This window comes from Amycolatopsis sp. PS_44_ISF1 (assembly GCF_032335455.1).
Lineage (GTDB): Bacteria > Actinomycetota > Actinomycetes > Mycobacteriales > Pseudonocardiaceae > Amycolatopsis.
Window position 1 is genome coordinate 1 of the sequence record NZ_JANUXO010000003.1, and the last position, 15,425, is coordinate 15,425.

At 69.8% G+C, this 15,425-nt stretch carries 13 protein-coding genes, 2 rRNA genes and 1 pseudogene; 8 read left to right on the top strand and 8 right to left on the bottom strand.

Features of this window, described 5'->3' with window-relative positions; all coding sequences use genetic code 11:
- Positions 1-2,113, top strand: a 23S ribosomal RNA gene (locus NYF13_RS26380); the annotation flags it as partial.
- Positions 2,114-2,204: 91 nt separating this feature from the next.
- Positions 2,205-2,321 (top strand): 5S ribosomal RNA (gene rrf, locus NYF13_RS26385).
- Between the two features lie 83 nt (positions 2,322-2,404).
- On the opposite strand, the gene cobF is transcribed toward rrf, so the two are convergent.
- On the bottom strand, positions 2,405-3,166 hold the full coding sequence (gene cobF / locus NYF13_RS26390) for a precorrin-6A synthase (deacetylating) (RefSeq protein WP_315660447.1): 762 nt from the start codon (positions 3,164-3,166) through the stop codon (positions 2,405-2,407).
- 117 nt (positions 3,167-3,283) lie between these two features.
- Here cobF and NYF13_RS26395 point away from each other — a divergent pair, with 117 nt between their 5' ends.
- Both NYF13_RS26395 and NYF13_RS26400 read left to right on the top strand, forming a co-directional pair.
- The gene (locus NYF13_RS26395) at positions 3,284-3,490 is read left to right on the top strand and encodes a heavy-metal-associated domain-containing protein (RefSeq protein WP_315660448.1); all 207 of its coding nucleotides are present in this window, start codon (positions 3,284-3,286) and stop codon (positions 3,488-3,490) included.
- A gap of 25 nt (positions 3,491-3,515) precedes the next feature.
- Positions 3,516-5,747 (top strand): heavy metal translocating P-type ATPase, encoded by a 2,232-nt coding sequence (locus NYF13_RS26400; protein ID WP_315660449.1) that lies wholly within the window; start codon positions 3,516-3,518, stop codon positions 5,745-5,747.
- A 55-nt stretch (positions 5,748-5,802) separates the two neighbouring features.
- Here NYF13_RS26400 and NYF13_RS26405 read toward each other — a convergent pair whose 3' ends face one another.
- The 3 genes from NYF13_RS26405 to NYF13_RS26415 all read right to left on the bottom strand — a co-directional run bounded on the left by NYF13_RS26405 (position 5,803) and on the right by NYF13_RS26415 (position 8,732).
- On the bottom strand, positions 5,803-6,084 hold the full coding sequence (locus tag NYF13_RS26405; RefSeq protein ID WP_043785431.1) for a metal-sensitive transcriptional regulator: 282 nt from the start codon (positions 6,082-6,084) through the stop codon (positions 5,803-5,805).
- 359 nt (positions 6,085-6,443) lie between these two features.
- Positions 6,444-7,892, bottom strand: a complete 1,449-nt coding sequence (locus NYF13_RS26410; RefSeq protein WP_315660450.1) for a hypothetical protein — start codon at positions 7,890-7,892, stop codon at positions 6,444-6,446.
- A gap of 120 nt (positions 7,893-8,012) precedes the next feature.
- Complete coding sequence (locus tag NYF13_RS26415; protein ID WP_315660451.1) at positions 8,013-8,732, bottom strand: MgtC/SapB family protein; 720 nt, start codon at positions 8,730-8,732, stop codon at positions 8,013-8,015.
- Positions 8,733-8,829: 97 nt separating this feature from the next.
- On the opposite strand from NYF13_RS26415, the gene NYF13_RS26420 reads away from it, so the two are divergent.
- From NYF13_RS26420 to NYF13_RS26430, 3 genes are all read left to right on the top strand, one after another.
- Positions 8,830-9,450, top strand: coding sequence for an L-threonylcarbamoyladenylate synthase (locus NYF13_RS26420; RefSeq protein ID WP_315660452.1), 621 nt, complete (start codon positions 8,830-8,832; stop codon positions 9,448-9,450).
- Between the two features lie 445 nt (positions 9,451-9,895).
- Positions 9,896-10,279, top strand: coding sequence for a YciI family protein (locus NYF13_RS26425; RefSeq protein WP_315660453.1), 384 nt, complete (start codon positions 9,896-9,898; stop codon positions 10,277-10,279).
- Positions 10,279-11,703, top strand: coding sequence for a DUF6596 domain-containing protein (locus tag NYF13_RS26430; RefSeq protein ID WP_315660454.1), 1,425 nt, complete (start codon positions 10,279-10,281; stop codon positions 11,701-11,703). The genes NYF13_RS26425 and NYF13_RS26430 overlap by 1 nt, the downstream gene beginning before the upstream one ends.
- Here the strand turns inward: NYF13_RS26430 and NYF13_RS26435 are convergent.
- From NYF13_RS26435 to NYF13_RS26450, 4 genes and pseudogenes are all read right to left on the bottom strand, one after another.
- Positions 11,611-11,868: pseudogene (locus NYF13_RS26435) on the bottom strand (hypothetical protein); the annotation flags it as partial. The gene NYF13_RS26430 and the pseudogene NYF13_RS26435 sit on opposite strands and share 93 nt — an antisense overlap.
- 15 nt (positions 11,869-11,883) lie before the next feature.
- Positions 11,884-12,348 carry a nitroreductase family deazaflavin-dependent oxidoreductase gene (locus NYF13_RS26440; protein ID WP_315661250.1) on the bottom strand — a complete coding sequence of 155 codons (465 nt, stop codon included), beginning with the start codon at positions 12,346-12,348 and terminating at the stop codon, positions 11,884-11,886.
- A 16-nt stretch (positions 12,349-12,364) separates the two neighbouring features.
- Positions 12,365-13,105: an alpha/beta fold hydrolase gene (locus tag NYF13_RS26445; protein WP_315660455.1), complete on the bottom strand. Its 741-nt coding sequence runs from the start codon at positions 13,103-13,105 to the stop codon at positions 12,365-12,367.
- A gap of 175 nt (positions 13,106-13,280) precedes the next feature.
- A complete protein-coding gene (locus NYF13_RS26450) occupies positions 13,281-14,282 on the bottom strand; it encodes an amidohydrolase family protein (protein WP_315660456.1) in 1,002 nt (333 codons plus the stop codon).
- A gap of 62 nt (positions 14,283-14,344) precedes the next feature.
- Here NYF13_RS26450 and NYF13_RS26455 point away from each other — a divergent pair, with 62 nt between their 5' ends.
- Positions 14,345-14,764 (top strand): MarR family transcriptional regulator, encoded by a 420-nt coding sequence (locus NYF13_RS26455; RefSeq protein ID WP_315660457.1) that lies wholly within the window; start codon positions 14,345-14,347, stop codon positions 14,762-14,764.
- Positions 14,765-15,425 lie beyond the last annotated feature (661 nt).

Sequence of the window (15,425 nt, forward strand, 5' to 3'; positions counted from 1 at the left end):
GTGAGAGTGTGGCAGTGAGACGGCGGGGGATAAGCTTCGTCGTCGAGAGGGAAACAGCCCAGAACACCAGCTAAGGCCCCTAAGTGTGTGCTCAGTGGGAAAGGATGTGGGATTGCCCAGACAACCAGGAGGTTGGCTTAGAAGCAGCCACCCTTGAAAGAGTGCGTAATAGCTCACTGGTCAAGTGGTCCTGCGCCGACAATGTAGCGGGGCTTAAGCACACCGCCGAAGCTGTGTCATTGACACAGGAGATCCGCGACCTTCCTTGAGGGGGTTGTGTAGTCGTGTTGATGGGTAGGGGAGCGTCCTGCATCCAGGGAAGCGGCCGTGTGAACGAGTCGTGGAGGGTGTGGGAGTGAGAATGCAGGCATGAGTAGCGAATGCAGAGTGAGAAACTCTGCCGCCGGATGACCAAGGGTTCCTGGGCCAGGCTAATCCGCCCAGGGTAAGTCGGGACCTAAGGCGAGGCCGACAGGCGTAGTCGATGGACAACGGGTTGATATTCCCGTACCCGAGCATGTGCGCCCATGACGAGGCGTTTGATACTAACCACCCGAAGCCGGCGCTGATGTCTTCGGACGGAGGTGTCGTGTGGAGCGTGGGACCTGATTTCGTAGTAGTCAAGCGATGGGGTGACGCAGGAAGGTAGCTCCGCCAGGCGTTGGTTGTCCTGGTGTAAGCGTGTAGGAGAAAGCATAGGCAAATCCGTGCTTTAGATACTCTGAGACGTGATGCGTAGCCGTTTGAGGTGAAGTAGAGTGATCCTATGCTGCCGAGAAAAGCCTCTAGTGAGTGCATGCACGGCCCGTACCCCAAACCAACACAGGTGGTCAGGTAGAGAATACTAAGGCGATCGGGTGAACTGTGGTTAAGGAACTCGGCAAAATGCCCCCGTAACTTCGGGAGAAGGGGGGCCAAACATCCTGAAGCTCTTGACGGGCTAGGGGTGGGTGGCCGCAGAGACCAGCGGAAAGCGACTGTTTACTAAAAACACAGGTCCATGCGAAGTCGCAAGACGATGTATATGGACTGACGCCTGCCCGGTGCTGGAACGTTAAGAGGACCGGTTAACTCCTTTCGGGGGGTGAAGCTGAGAATTTAAGCGCCAGTAAACGGCGGTGGTAACTATAACCATCCTAAGGTAGCGAAATTCCTTGTCGGGTAAGTTCCGACCTGCACGAATGGCGTAACGACTTTCCGGCTGTCTCAACCACAGGCCCGGCGAAATTGCACTACGAGTAAAGATGCTCGTTACGCGCGGCAGGACGGAAAGACCCCGGGACCTTTACTATAGTTTGGTATTGGTTTTCGGTTCGGCTTGTGTAGGATAGGTGGGAGACTGTGAAGCTGTCACGCTAGTGGTGGTGGAGTCGTTGTTGAAATACCACTCTGGTCGAATTGGGAATCTCAACCTCGGACCATGATCTGGTTCAGGGACAGTGCCTGATGGGTAGTTTAACTGGGGCGGTTGCCTCCTAAAGAGTAACGGAGGCGCCCAAAGGTTCCCTCAGCCTGGTTGGCAATCAGGTGTTGAGTGCAAGTGCACAAGGGAGCTTGACTGTGAGACAGACATGTCGAGCAGGGACGAAAGTCGGGACTAGTGATCCGGCACCACCTGGTGGAAGGGGTGTCGCTCAACGGATAAAAGGTACCCCGGGGATAACAGGCTGATCTTGCCCAAGAGTCCATATCGACGGCATGGTTTGGCACCTCGATGTCGGCTCGTCGCATCCTGGGGCCGGAGTAGGTCCCAAGGGTTGGGCTGTTCGCCCATTAAAGCGGCACGCGAGCTGGGTTTAGAACGTCGTGAGACAGTTCGGTCCCTATCCGCCGCGCGCGTAGGATACTTGAGGAAGGCTGTCCCTAGTACGAGAGGACCGGGACGGACGAACCTCTGGTGTGCCAGTTGTCCCGCCAGGGGCATGGCTGGTTGGCCACGTTCGGAAGGGATAACCGCTGAAGGCATCTAAGCGGGAAGCCTGTTCCAAGATGAGGTATCCCACCCCGTGTGGGTTAAGGCCCCCAACAGACCATTGGGTTGATAGGCCAGAAATGGAAGCACAGTAATGTGTTGTCGAGTTGACTGGTACTAATAGGCCGAGGACTTGCCCACGAAGATGTTACGCATCCACTCTACAGCTCTGAAACACCACACCCGACACCACCACACAACACGGTGGTGAGTGTGTGTTGTTTTACAGTGTTTCGGTGGTCATAGCCCCAGGGAAACGCCCGGTCCCATTCCGAACCCGGAAGCTAAGCCTGGAAGCGCCGATGGTACTGCAACCGAAGGGTTGTGGGAGAGTAGGACACCGCCGAACTCAACCAACCAGCAGGGCCCCGGTCGAGGACACCGTCCTCCCGGGGCCCTGCTGCCATTTCTGGACCCTCCCGCGAAACCGGCTCAGGCCGGCCGCCGCAGGAGATAGGTGTCCATGATCCACCCGTGCCGTTCCCGCGCTTCCGCCCGCACCGAGCGGATCTCGGCCGCGAGCGCTTCGTCGAGCGGTCCGGAACGCAGGATCTCGTCCGGCGTCCCGACATACGCGCCCCAGTAGATCTCCAGACCCGCACCCGCGAACCGGTCGAACGTCGTGTGCGCGTCGAGCAGCACGAAAACGTCGTCGACCCCATCAGGCCAGCCCGAGGCCAGCCGCCGCCCGGTGGTCAGGTGCACGGCGCGGCCGATCTGGTTCATCGTGGTGCGGTGCCGGGCGACCAGCGCGGAGATGCTGCTCACCCCCGGCACCACCTCGTAGCCGAACGAGACGTTCCCGCGGGCGAGCACCGCCTCGATCAGCGCGATGGTGCTGTCGTACAGCGAAGGGTCACCCCAGACGAGGAACGCGCCCGTCTGATCGTCGGCCAGTTCATCGAGGATCAGGCGTTCGTAGACCTCGGCTCGCTGGCGGTGCCAGTCGGCGACCGCGGCCCGGTAGTCCTGAGGCGTGCGGTCGCGCTCCGGGTCTTTCGCACTCACCACGCGGTAGTCCGAGCCCGTCACGAAGCGGTCCAGGATCTCCTGACGGAGCCGCACCAGATCGGCCTTCGCGTCGCCCTTGTCGAGCACGAAGAAGACATCGACCCGGTTGAGCCGGTCGATGGCCTGGACGGTCAGGTGCTCGGGATCGCCGGCGCCGATCCCGATCGCGTAGATCTTCCGCATCCCCGCAGTCTGCCGGGGCGGGTAACCAGGCCCACAGCCGGGCCGGATGGTGAACCCCTACCCCGGAGGGGTATAAAGAAATCAGGGGGGCCGATCGAAGCCGAAGGAGCCGGACCGATGACCGAAGCGACCTACACCGTCGAGGGCATGACCTGCGCGCACTGCGTCGGAGCGGTGCGGGAAGAGGTCGGTGAGCTCGCCGGCGTGCACCAGGTTGACGTCGACCTGGAGTCGGGTCGCGTGAAGGTCACCAGTGAGACCCCGCTCGCCGCGGACGCCGTCTCGGCGGCCGTCACCGAGGCCGGCTACCGGCTCGTGGCGTAATCACCCGAGGCGTCGAGGAGGCAGTATGAGCACGGCAGCGCACACCGAAGCCCGGACGGTCGAACTCGTCATCGGCGGGATGACGTGCGCCTCGTGCGCGGCCCGGGTGGAGCGCAAGCTCAACAAGGTCGACGGGGTCACCGCAAGCGTCAACTACGCCACTGAGAAGGCCCACGTCGAGTTCCCGGGCACCGTCTCCGTGGACGAACTGGTCGGCGTGGTCGAGGCCACCGGTTACACCGCGCAGAAGCCCGAGCCGGTGAGTCCCGAAGCATCGCAGGACGAGACCCGCCCGCTGCGTGAGCGGCTGATCTACTCCGCCGTGCTCGCGGTCCCGGTGATCCTCCTGTCGATGATCCCGGCCCTGCAGTTCGACAACTGGCAGTGGCTCTGCCTCACCCTGGCCGCCCCGGTGGTCGTGTGGGGCGCCTGGCCGTTCCACCGCGCCGCCTGGACGAACCTGCGTCACGGGGCCGTGACGATGGACACGCTCGTCTCGCTCGGCGTGGCCGCGGCCACCCTGTGGTCGTTGTACGCGCTGTTCTTCGGCGCGGCCGGGATGACCGGGCTGCGGCACGGGTTCGAGTTCACGGTCACCCCGGGCTCGGGTACCGGCAACAGCTACCTCGAGGTCGCCGCCGGCGTCACCACGTTCATCCTGGCCGGTCGCTATTTCGAAGCTCGGTCGAAGCGTCGTTCGGGCGCCGCGCTGCGAGCGTTGTTCGAGCTGGGCGCGAAGGACGTCGCCGTGCTTCGTGACGGCCGGGAGGTCCGGGTACCGGTCGGTGAACTGCGGGTCGGCGATTCCTTCGTGGTGCGGCCCGGGGAAAAGATCGCCACCGACGGGGTGGTCGCCGAGGGCGGCTCAGCGGTCGACGTCAGCATGATCACCGGCGAGTCCGTGCCGGTCGAGGTCGCGGTGGGCGACGCGGTGACCGGGGCGACGGTGAACGTCGGCGGCCGGCTCGTGGTGCGGGCGAGCCGGATCGGCGCAGACACCCGGCTGGCGCAGCTGGCCCGGCTGGTCGAGGCGGCGCAGACCGGCAAGGCGGCCGTGCAGCGGCTCGCGGACCGCGTTTCGGCGGTGTTCGTGCCGATCGTGCTGGTGCTGTCCCTGGTCACGCTGCTCGCCTGGCTGGCGAGCGGGGCCGACGCGAACGAGTCGTTCACCGCGGCCGTGGCCGTGCTGATCATCGCCTGTCCCTGCGCGCTGGGGCTGGCCACACCGACCGCGCTGCTGGTCGGCACCGGTCGCGGCGCTCAGCTGGGCATCCTGATCAAGGGCCCCGAGGTGCTCGAGTCCACCCGCCGCGTCGACACCGTGGTGCTCGACAAGACCGGCACGGTCACGACCGGGCGGATGACCCTGATCGAGGTCCACGTCGGGAGCGGGACCACCGAAGCCGAGGTGCTGCGCTTCGCCGGCGCCGTGGAGCACTCCTCGGAGCACCCCATCGCCAGGGCCATCGCCGACGGCGCGCGGGAGCGGGCCGGTGAGCTACCGGGCGTCGAAGGGTTCCGGAACAGCGAAGGACTGGGCGTCACCGGCGTGGTCGAAGGCCGCGCCGTGCTGGCCGGGCGAGCGGCTTTCCTCGCCGGCTGGAGCGTGACCATCGACGAAACGCTGGCCGAGGCCAAGTCCGCGGCGGAAGCCCGGGGCGCGACGGCGGTGTTCGTCGCCTGGGACGGCGTGGCCCGAGCGGTGCTGGTGGTGGCGGACACGATCAAGCCGACCTCGGCCGGGGCCGTCGCCGGGCTGCGCGCCCTGGGCCTGCGCCCGGTCCTGCTGACCGGGGACAACGCGGGCGCCGCGCGGGCGATCGCCGACGCCGCGGGCATCACCGAGGTGGTGGCCGAGGTGCTGCCCGAGGAGAAGGTGGCCGTGGTCGAGCGGTTGCAGGGTGAGGGCCGGGTGGTCGCGATGGTCGGCGACGGGGTGAACGACGCCGCCGCGCTGGCCCAGGCCGACCTCGGGCTCTCGATGGGCACCGGCACCGACGCGGCCATCGAAGCTGGCGACCTCACGCTGGTGCGCGGGGACCTCCGCTCGGCCGTCGACGCGATCCGGCTGGCCCGGCGCACGCTCGGCACGATCAAGGGCAACCTGTTCTGGGCGTTCGCCTACAACGTGGCGGCGCTGCCGCTGGCGGCGTTCGGGCTGCTCAACCCGATGATCGCGGGCGCGGCGATGGCGGCCTCCTCGGTGTTCGTGGTGTCGAACAGCCTGCGCCTGCGTAGGTTCCGCACGGCTCGCTGAACGCACGCGAAGAGGGCCTTCCCGGCTGGGGGAAGGCCCTCTTCGCGTGGGCGGGCTAGGAGCGGACCAGCCGGGCGATCGCGTCGGAGGCCTCACGGACCTTCAGATCGGCTTCCTCACCGCCGGCCGCCGCGGCCTGGACCACGCAGGTGGCCAGGTGCTCGTCGAGCAGCTCCAGCGAGAAGGACTGGAGAGCCTTCGTCGCCGCGGACACCTGCGTCAGGATGTCGATGCAGTACTTGTCCTGCTCGACCATCCGCTGCAGTCCGCGGATCTGCCCCTCGATACGGCGCAGGCGCTTGAGGTAGGCATCCCGCTCACTCCCGTAGCCCGTCATCGCGCACCGTCCCCTTCGTGTTCGCCCTGTGCGGGCTCCACCATACCCTCCCGGTGTATCAGTTCCGGGCCACGGCGGCGCGGGCCGGCTCACCGGCTGAAGTGCCGCCAGGCGTGTGGCCGGCAGCGCGCGGCACCGGCTCGACCAGGGCGAGCACCGGCTGGAATAGCGGCTGTAGCTCTCGGAGCCCGGACTCAACCGCACCGAGACCGGCCCAGCGTTCGAGCGAGGCCGTGAAGGCGCTGTAGACCGGATGGGTCACGCGGTCGGCCAGCGTGGGACAGGCAACCGCCGCCGTCACACCTCTGGTGCTCGTCACCCGGTTCGCCGGGTCACGAGTTCGCGGGCTCCGCCGCGGTTCAGCCCGCCGGGGCCTCGGTCAGGGTGCGTTTCTGGCGCTGGAAGGGAACGGTGCCGGCATCGGGGTCGACCACCGGGTCGCCACCCGGGTCCAGCGCGGCGTTCGCCGTGGCCAGCAGCTCACGGCAGCCGGACAGACTGGCCTTGAGCCGGTCGTGGACCGCGGCCAGCTCGGCCACCCGGTGTTCGGCCTCGGTGGTGACCCGGGCGGCGTGCTGATCGGCTGCGGTCTTCACGCGGTCCGCGTGCTCGTCGGCCTGGGCGGTGACCCGGGCGGCGCGAGCGTCGGTTTGTTCCGTGAGCCGAGCGGCCTGGTCCCGAGCCTTCTCGGTGACCCGGCCGGCGTGCTGCTCGGCGTCGGTGATCACGCGGCTCGCGCGGGTCTCGGCTTCGGTGGCGAGCTGCGCGCCGCGCCGTTGGGCCTCGGTGGTGACACGGGTGGCCTGTTCGTTCGCCTCGGTCCTGACCCGGGTGACCCAGCGCTCGGTCTCGGCGGTGAGCTGGACGGCCTCGGTGGTCACCTGGGCCGCGTGCTCGTCGGCCGCGGTCCGGACCTGCTCGGCCCGCGACTTCGCCTCGGCGGTCACCCGTGCGGCGTGCTCGTCCGCCTCGGTCTTGACCCGTTCGGCCTGCGATTGGGCTTCGGCGGTCATCCGCTCGGCGTGCGCTTCGGCTTCGACGGTCAGCTTCTCCGCCCGCGCCTGGGCCTCGGTGGTCAGTTTCCGCGCGTGCTGCTCGGCCTCGGTGGTCACCTGGGCCGCGTGCTCTTCGGCGGCCTTCGTGACTTCGGCGGCGTGCCGGTCGGCTTCGGTGCGCAGGCGGGTGGACTCGGCGGTCGCGCACCGGACCAGCGCCTCGGCCTCGGCCTTGGCCTTGGCGGCCTGGTCGGCCAGCGTCTTCAGCGCCTGCGTGCGGCGGATGCTCAAGGCTCGGGTGAAGTCGTCCTCCAGCCGGTGGCGGCGCTCTTGCGCGGCGGCGTCCGCCTCGGCGCGCTCGGCGGCCGCGGCGCGCATGAAGTCCTCGTGCTCACGGCGCTGCTGCTCGCGCTCGGCCTTGCGCGCCGCGACGAGCGCGCGCCCTTCCTCGGTGAGGCGCTCGGCCTCGGCCACGGCGGCAGCCCGTGAGCGTTCCTCGTTCTCCTTGGCGCGCGTGGCGATCTCCGCGGCTTCTTCACGAGTCAGCTCGATCATCCGCCGTGAACGTTCCTGTAGCGCGTCCGGCTCGATCGGGACGCGGCTGATCCGGTCGACCTTCGCCCGCAGTTCGCGGTTCTGCTCGGCCAGCCGCGCCAGCCGCCGCTCCACTGCTTCGCGTTCGCCGGCCATCCGGTGGAGCTCGTCCTGCGCCCAGGTCACGAATTCCCCGACCTGGCCGCGGTGATAGCCGCGCCAGCTCGGGTCGAAGCTCGGCCGGACGGACGTCAGGTCCACCGCAGCGCCGGGGGCCATAGCCTCACCTCCCATTTGGATGGTTTCTCCCCGCCGCGTGAATCCATTGCGGTGCGGGGGTTTTCCGTGTGCCATCCATAGTGCCCCAAGATCGCGCGGTTGTGGGGCCCGGGAGCCCGATCAATCTTCGAGCGGGTCGTCCCCGCCCGTGGTGGTGCTCCGGACGCCGGGCAGCTCGGCCAGTTCCGCGGTCAGATCGGTGAGGTCGCCGCGGCCCTGCAGGCTCAGCGTGACGACCGCGATCCGTTGCCCCTCCTCGGAAACCGTCTCCCGGTCGACCGCGACCTGGTGCACCACCCAGCCCCGTCCGGTGCAGGCGGTGAGCACGTTCCGCAGAACTCCGTGACCATCGGCATAGCTCAACCGCAGAATGGGCAGCGAGCGCCGATGCCGGTCGATGAACCGCGAAAGCGGCGGAAAACCGCGGGTGATCACCATCAGCCCGATCGTCGTCGCGACGGCCAGCACCGGCAGCCCGGCCCCGCAGGCCATGCCGACCGCCGCGGCCAGCCACACCGTCGCGGCCGTGGTGAGCCCGCGCACGGCGTCGCGGCGGACGAAGATCAGCCCGCCGCCCACGAAGCCGATGCCGGAGACGATCTGCGCCGCGATCCTCGACGGGTCGAGCGCCACGTGGTCGGTGTGCAGCAGATCGGCGAACCCGTACTTCGACACGAGCATGATCACCGCGGCCCCGACGCCGACCAGGGTGTGCGTCCGCAGGCCCGCGGCCTTGTTGCCGACCTCGCGTTCCAGGCCGATGGCGGTGCTCAGCACCAGGGCGAGCAGGACCGGGGGCAGCAGCGACCACTGCGCTCCGGTCGACCAGAGTGCGTCCACGGGGAACCTCCTTCCCGCGTCACTGTGCCGCGCCGCCGCAGCGGCGGCCCTCCCGCCCCCCGCGCCGGTCGAGAGGATCACCCCTAAGCTCCCCAGCATGGCCCGGTACTTCGACTTGCACCCGCAGAACCCGCAGCGACGGTCACTGGGACAGGTGGTCGACCTGCTCCGCGAAGACGGCCTCATCGCGTACCCGACCGACTCCTGCTTCGCGCTCGGCTGCCGGCTGGGCAACCAGCGGGGCATGGAGCGGATCCGGGCGATCCGCAAGCTGGACCACCGGCACCACTTCACCCTGGTCTGCCAGGACTTCGCCCAGCTCGGGCAGTTCGTGATCGTGGACAACGCCGTGTTCCGCGCGATCAAGGCGACCACGCCGGGCCCGTACACCTTCATCCTGCCGGCCACCAAGGAGGTGCCCCGGCGGCTGATGCACGAGAAGAAGAAGACCGTCGGGGTGCGCATCCCGGACCACGTCGTGACGCAGGCGCTGGTCGCGGAGCTGGGGGAGCCGTTGCTGTCGAGCACCCTGCTGCTGCCCGACTCCGGCGCCCCGCTCACCCAGGGCTGGGAGATCAAGGAGGAGCTCGACCACGTCCTGGACGCCGTGCTCGACTCCGGTGACTGCGGGGTCGAGCCGACCACGGTGATCGACTTCTCCTCGGGTGAGGCCGAGGTCGTGCGCTACGGCGCCGGGGACGCCTCGCGGTTCGAGTGACCGGTCAGTCACCCGGCCGGTCCGGTCGCTCGGCACCGAAGCCCCTGGTGCCCTCCGACGACGCCTGAGGGCGTTGACCTCGGCCGGCCAGGTGGGGTCGCTCACGCGGGCCAGCCGGAGGCCGAGCGCTCGGCTTCGCCCGTCCACCGGTGCTCGTCCGGACCGGTCAGCAGGACGAGGCCAGATCCACAGTGGACACGAGGGCGGTGGTCGGGGCGGACGAGCCGAGCCAGGCGCCCGGCACCCGGGCCGGTCGGCGGGGTCGTAGTGGTCGACCGGGGCCGGTCCGCGGCCGTCCGGGACGAAGGCGCCCGCCTCGTACTGCACGCCGAACATCGCCGCCGTCGGGTCGAAGCGCGGGCGAGCTGCTCGACGGCATCGCCGACCGGTTGTGACGGTCCCTTCCGCTAGGTTGATCCGCGGTACCGGTGACACGGAGGAAAACGTGAAGTTCCTGCTGACGATGCACATGAATCCCGAGGTCTGGGCCGCGCTCTCCGAGGAGACCCGCGAGTCCGTGATGGCCGGGCACGGCGAATTCATCGCCAAGATCCGCGCCTCGGGCGAGATGATCAGCACCCAGGCGCTGGGCGCGCCGGCCGACAGCGCCGTGGTCCGCGTTCGCGGCGGGGTGCCGGTGGTGACGGACGGGCCGTACCTGGAGTCGAAGGAGTTCCTGGCCGGCTTCTACCTGGTCGAGTGCGAGAGCCGGGACCGGGCGCTGGAGGTCGCGGCGATGATCCCGGACGCGGGCGTCGAGGGCATGGGGATCGAGGTCCGCCCGGTGGTGTTCTTCGCCGGCGCCGAGCCCGGGACCGAACCCGGCTGATGACCGGCCCGGTGACGCCCGACGCCGTGGCCCAGCTGCTGCGGCCGCTGGTGCCCCGGGTGCTCGGCCCGCTCGTGCGCCGGTACGGGCAGTTCGAAGCATGTGAAGACGCGGTCCAGGAGGCGCTGCTCGCAGCCGTCGAGCAGTGGTCCGAGCTGCCGGACGACCCGAGGGCCTGGCTGCTCACCGTCGCGACCCGCAGGCTGACCGACCAGTGGCGCAGTGAGAGCGCGCGCCGTCGCCGGGAGGAGGCAGTGGCGGTCCGGGAGCCGGTGGGGATCGTGCCCGGACCGGGCGAGGACCGGCCGCCGGACCGGGACGACACCCTGGCGCTGCTGTTCCTCTGCTGTCACCCGGCCGTGACCCCGAGCTCCCAGGTCGCGCTGACGTTGCGCGCGGTTGGTGGCCTGAGCACGGCGGAGATCGCCAGCGCGTTCCTCGTGCCGGAGCCGACGATGACCCGGCGGATCACCCGCGCGAAGGAAAGCATCGCCGCGGCCGGTTCGACCTTCGGCGAGCCGTCCGCCGAGGACCGGCCCGAACGGCTGCGCGTAGTGCTGCACGTGCTGTACTTGATCTTCAACGAGGGTTACACGGCGTCTTCGGGTGAAAGGCTGCACCGCGTCGAGCTGACCGCTGAGGCGATCCGGCTGACCCGCGCGGTTCGGGCCCGGTTTCCGGCCGACGGTGAGATCGCGGGCCTGCTCGCGCTGATGCTGCTCACCGACGCCCGACGCCCGGCCCGCACCCGGCCCGACGGCGCGCTGGTACCGCTGGCCGAGCAGGACCGCCGCCGGTGGACGGTGCCGATGATCGCCGAAGGGGTGGAGCTGGTCAGCCGCGCGCTCGGCCGCGGACCGATCGGCCCGTACCAGGTGCAGGCCGCGATCGCCGCGTTGCACGACCAGGCGGCGAGTACCGGGAGCACGGACTGGCCGCAGATCCTCGAGCTGTACGGCGTGCTGGAGGAGCTGGCGCCGAGCCCGGTGGTGACGCTGAACCGCGCGATCGCCGTGGCCATGGTCCACGGCCCGGCCGCGGGCCTCGCGCTGCTGGCCACCGTCGAGGGGGACAGCCGGCTGCGGCGGGGTCACCGGCTCGACGCCGTCCGCGCGCACCTGCTGGAACTCGCCGGCGACCGGCCCGCGGCCTGCGAGCACTACCTGCGCGCGGCCCAGCGGACCACGAACCTGCCCGAACGCCGTTACCTCCAGGGCCGGGCCGCGAACTCCGCGCCCGCCGGGTGCGGTCCGGGATCAGCCGCCGAGCAGCGGCCGGACCTCGACCCCGCCGTCCAGCACCGGCACGAACCCGCCGATCTCCACCGCGTGGCCGAGGTCCCGGGCCTCGACCACGAGGAAACCGGCCATCGCCTGCTCGCCCGTCACGAACGGGCCGTCGGTGACGACCGGGCCACGCCGTGAGCGGGTCATCGAGTCCGGCTCGGTGGCGTAGCCCGCGATCAGCGTGCCGCCCGAGGCGGTGATGAGGGCTTCGACGCGACCGTGCGCCGCCAGCACCTCGGGCGGGAGGTCGGCCATACCGCCGGGGGTCTCGCGTTCGTAGATCAGGATCGCGTAGTGCGGCATGCCCTCTCCTTCGGGTTACTGCCGGGGCTCGAGCAGGAACACGCGGATGTCGCGGTGCGCGGCCCGGACCGCGTAACGGTCGTAGGCCGGCCAGTACGCGGCCACCGCGTCCCACATCTCCTGGCGTTCGGCGCCTTCGAGCCGCCGTCCTCGCACGAGCTCGGTGCCGCCGCCGACCGAGACCGTCGCGTCCGGCCGGGCGATCAGGTTCGCCGACCACGCGGGGTGCTGCTCGCCGCCCCAGTTCGAGGCGATGACGACGTAACCGCCGGCGCGCTCGAGGTAGAGCAGCGGCACCTGGCGCGGCTCGCCGCTGGTGCGGCCGATCGTGGTGAGCAGCAGCGTCCGCAGCCCCAGCGCCGTGCCGAGGCCGAACCGCCCGCCACTGACCCGCACCAGCACCCGGTCGGCCGGCACCAGCGCCCGGCCGATCACGGCGAACGCCCGGCTCCGGCCGAGTCCGGCGAACACCCTTCGCAGTTGCACGCGCCAGACCCTACGACGCCGCGGCCAGGACGGTCCGCAGAGCCGCGATGACCGCGGGCGCCTGCGCGGTCAGGTAGAAGTGGCCGCCCGGGTACGTCGTGAGGCTGAAGGCGCCGGTGGTGTGCGCGGACCAGTCGCGGGCCTCCTCGACGCTCACCCGCGGGTCCTCGACCCCGGTGTGCGCGTGGAGCGGCACGGTCAGCTTGGCGTCGGCGGCCGGCCGGTGCGTCTCGATCGCGGTGTAGTCGGCCCGCAGGGCGGGCAGGATCATCGCGCGCAGCTCCGGGTCGTTCAGCACGCGCGAGTCGGTGCCGTCCAGCCGCGCGACGTCGGTGAGCAGGCCGTCGTCGTCGCGCTGGTGCACGGTTTCCTCGCGATGGTGGGACGGCGCGCGCCGGCCGGAGACGACCACGGCGGCCGGCGGGGTGCCCCGGGCTTCCAGCCGCAGCCCGACCTCGAAGGCGAGCACCGCGCCCATGCTGTGGCCGAACAGCACCACGGGCCGGTCGAGCCAGGGCAGCAACGCTCGCGTGACCTCGTCGGCCAGCTCCGGCACCGACCGCAGCGGAGGTTCGCCCAGCCGGTCCTGCCGGCCCGGGTACTGCACCGCGAGCACGTCCGCGGCCGGGGCGAGCGCCTGGGAGACGGGGTGGAAGTAGGAGGCCGCGCCGCCCGCGTGCGGCAGGCACACCAGCCGGACCGGGGCGTTCTCCGCCGGGTGGTAGCGCCGGATCCACTGGTCTTCGGCCATCTGCCTCTTCCCCCTCCGTGGTGCTCACCCCCGATCCTGCCGGAGGGCGCTCCCGGGTGTTCGGCTGGGCGGGGATTGCCGCTCACCGAGACCGGCGGTCACCGGTGGGCGTGACGGTGATCACGGGGAGTCACCGCGGCCGCGAGGTACCGGGGCGTGGCTGGTGTTCCGGCACTCACGGGGTCGACCGGCTCAGCCGGGGCAGGAGCGTTTCGGCGTTGCCATGCATGATTCGCGCGTGCAGCTCGGGCCGGCCGGCGAAGTAGCTGTCCACGTTCTTCGTGTACCAGCCGGTCATTTCCGGACTGGCCGCGGGAAAATCGGTGCCGAACAGGATCTGCTCGGGCGGCACGAAGTCCTCCAGCGCGGTCAGGTTCGTGGTGAAACCGGAAAGCGCGGTCTCGAAGTAGAACGTGCGGAAATCCTCGAGGATCTCGTCCGGGCTCAGCTCGCAGCCGAGGTGGGGCGACAGCACGGCCACCCGCGCCGCGAGGAACGGGGTGCTCCCGCCGGAGTGCGAAAGGATGATCCGGGCGTGGGGGTACCGGCGTTTGCGCCCTCTGGTGACGAGGTCGGCCGCGCCCTTGTAGGTTTCGTTCGGCACCTCGCTGACCGGGGTCGGCAGGAACCGGTTCGGCCTCCGGTTGCGGCCTTGCGTCTGCTCGCCGTGCAGGAACACGAGCGCGCGACGGCGGTCGAGCTCGGCCCACAGCGGCTCGAAGACCTCGTCGCCGATGGAGAGGGCGTCTTCGCCTGTGCCGTAGACGTTCGTGAGGGTGACGCCGTCCGCGCCCAACTCGTCGAGGGCGTATCGGAGTTCGGCGAGCGCGGCATCGACGTCGGTCGGGCACGGCAGGTGCGCGAAGAAGCCGAACCGCCCGGGGTGGTCGAGGACGGCTTGGTGCGCCAGGTCGTTGACCTCGCGGGCGAAGGACTGGCGCTGCTCCGGGGCCAGGTCGTGCTCCAGGTCGTTCGGCAGGGACAGGACCGCGGTCCGGATGCCGTGCCCGTCCATGAACGCGAGGCTGGCCTCGGGCGTCCACCGGGGCGCGCCGCCGGGGAACTCCCAGCCGGTGGCGTCGACCAGCTTGCGCCGCAGCAGCGTGGCCTGCGCCCCGCCGGGGAACACGTGGTGGTGGAAGTCGACCCGGTCCGGGCCGGAGAGGGGGTTGATCATGGATCGAGGGAAAGCCGTTAATTGACTTCCGTCAATAGTTTCATCTTGATAGGTTGGGCGGCATGAGCGACCCGGGTCCTGCCCCTGAGCTGCGCCTGCTCGACGCCTTGTTCCGGCTGAACCGTTCGGTGCTGGCCGACGCCCGGACCCACGTCGCCGCCGCGGCCGACCTGGATCTGGCCGATTTCCTCACGCTGCGCAGCATCACCCTCGGCGCCACCACCCCGGGCGGCCTGGCCCGCGACCTGGGCCTGAATCCGGCCGTGGTGAGCCGCGCCCTGACCCGCCTGGCCCAGGCGGGCCTGATCGAGCGCCGCATCGACCCGGCGGACTCCCGCCGCTCCCTGGTCACCCTCACCACCGGGGGCGAACACGCCACGGAGGCGATCGCCGCCCGGGTGCGCCCCGGACTGGCGCAGCGTCTACGGAAGCTCACCCCGGAGCAGGCCGACGCTCTCCTGACCGCTTTGGAACTGCTGTGAGTCCTTTTCGGACTCTCGCTTTTCCGGGCGCCGGCAGTTAATGCCCGCTGTGGGACTGGTTGTGTCTGCACCCGGACTGTGGTGACGAGCTTGGGCCCGCGCGTGCGCTACGTCGACGAGGCGTTCGCCGGTCTGCCCGCGGCCAATTTTCGGCGAGGGACGCACTACTGGTGGTCGTCGGTGATCCGCTCGTCCGGCCATTCGGCCCTGGGACTTCCCCAGCGTCAGGCGGCCGCACGGAGCGACCGGCTAGCTCGGGGCCTGGCGCTACCCGGGGGAACGAGCCCGGGTGACCTGATCTTGACCTGAGCCGATGTGGCACCACCCGTCCCCGGCGGCGGCGGGCTGGCCGAAACTGAGCGGGCGGGAGCGCTCTCCCGGACGTACCGGAGCGGTCTCCGAACTGGTCTGACGTCGCCTGCTGTCAGCCGCTCAAGCGCTGGCCTCGTGGGGTGGGCTGAGCGGGCAGGAGGCGGACGCGCTGCCGAGTGGCTGTACGTCCCGGCTACCTGAGACTAAGTCGGCTCCGGGCGGGTGGTGATACCGCCGCTCCCGCCCCTGGACATGGCACCACCGCGCAGCCGGATCTCCTGCGCGGTGGGGTTTCGAGAGGTGGATCCTGGCCCGGCCCGGGTGGCCTGCGAAGCGCTACCCGGTACTG

Bases quoted from the DNA above. Each gene is read 5' to 3' on its own strand.
- cobF (WP_315660447.1), bottom strand. From the start codon at position 3,166: ATGCGGAAGATCTACGCGATCGGGATCGGCGCCGGCGATCCCGAGCAC.
- NYF13_RS26395 (WP_315660448.1), top strand. From the start codon at position 3,284: ATGACCGAAGCGACCTACACCGTCGAGGGCATGACCTGCGCGCACTGC.
- NYF13_RS26400 (WP_315660449.1), top strand. From the start codon at position 3,516: ATGAGCACGGCAGCGCACACCGAAGCCCGGACGGTCGAACTCGTCATC.
- NYF13_RS26405 (WP_043785431.1), bottom strand. From the start codon at position 6,084: ATGACGGGCTACGGGAGTGAGCGGGATGCCTACCTCAAGCGCCTGCGC.
- NYF13_RS26410 (WP_315660450.1), bottom strand. From the start codon at position 7,892: ATGGCCCCCGGCGCTGCGGTGGACCTGACGTCCGTCCGGCCGAGCTTC.
- NYF13_RS26420 (WP_315660452.1), top strand. From the start codon at position 8,830: ATGGCCCGGTACTTCGACTTGCACCCGCAGAACCCGCAGCGACGGTCA.
- NYF13_RS26430 (WP_315660454.1), top strand. From the start codon at position 10,279: ATGACCGGCCCGGTGACGCCCGACGCCGTGGCCCAGCTGCTGCGGCCG.
- NYF13_RS26445 (WP_315660455.1), bottom strand. From the start codon at position 13,105: ATGGCCGAAGACCAGTGGATCCGGCGCTACCACCCGGCGGAGAACGCC.
- NYF13_RS26450 (WP_315660456.1), bottom strand. From the start codon at position 14,282: ATGATCAACCCCCTCTCCGGCCCGGACCGGGTCGACTTCCACCACCAC.
- NYF13_RS26455 (WP_315660457.1), top strand. From the start codon at position 14,345: ATGAGCGACCCGGGTCCTGCCCCTGAGCTGCGCCTGCTCGACGCCTTG.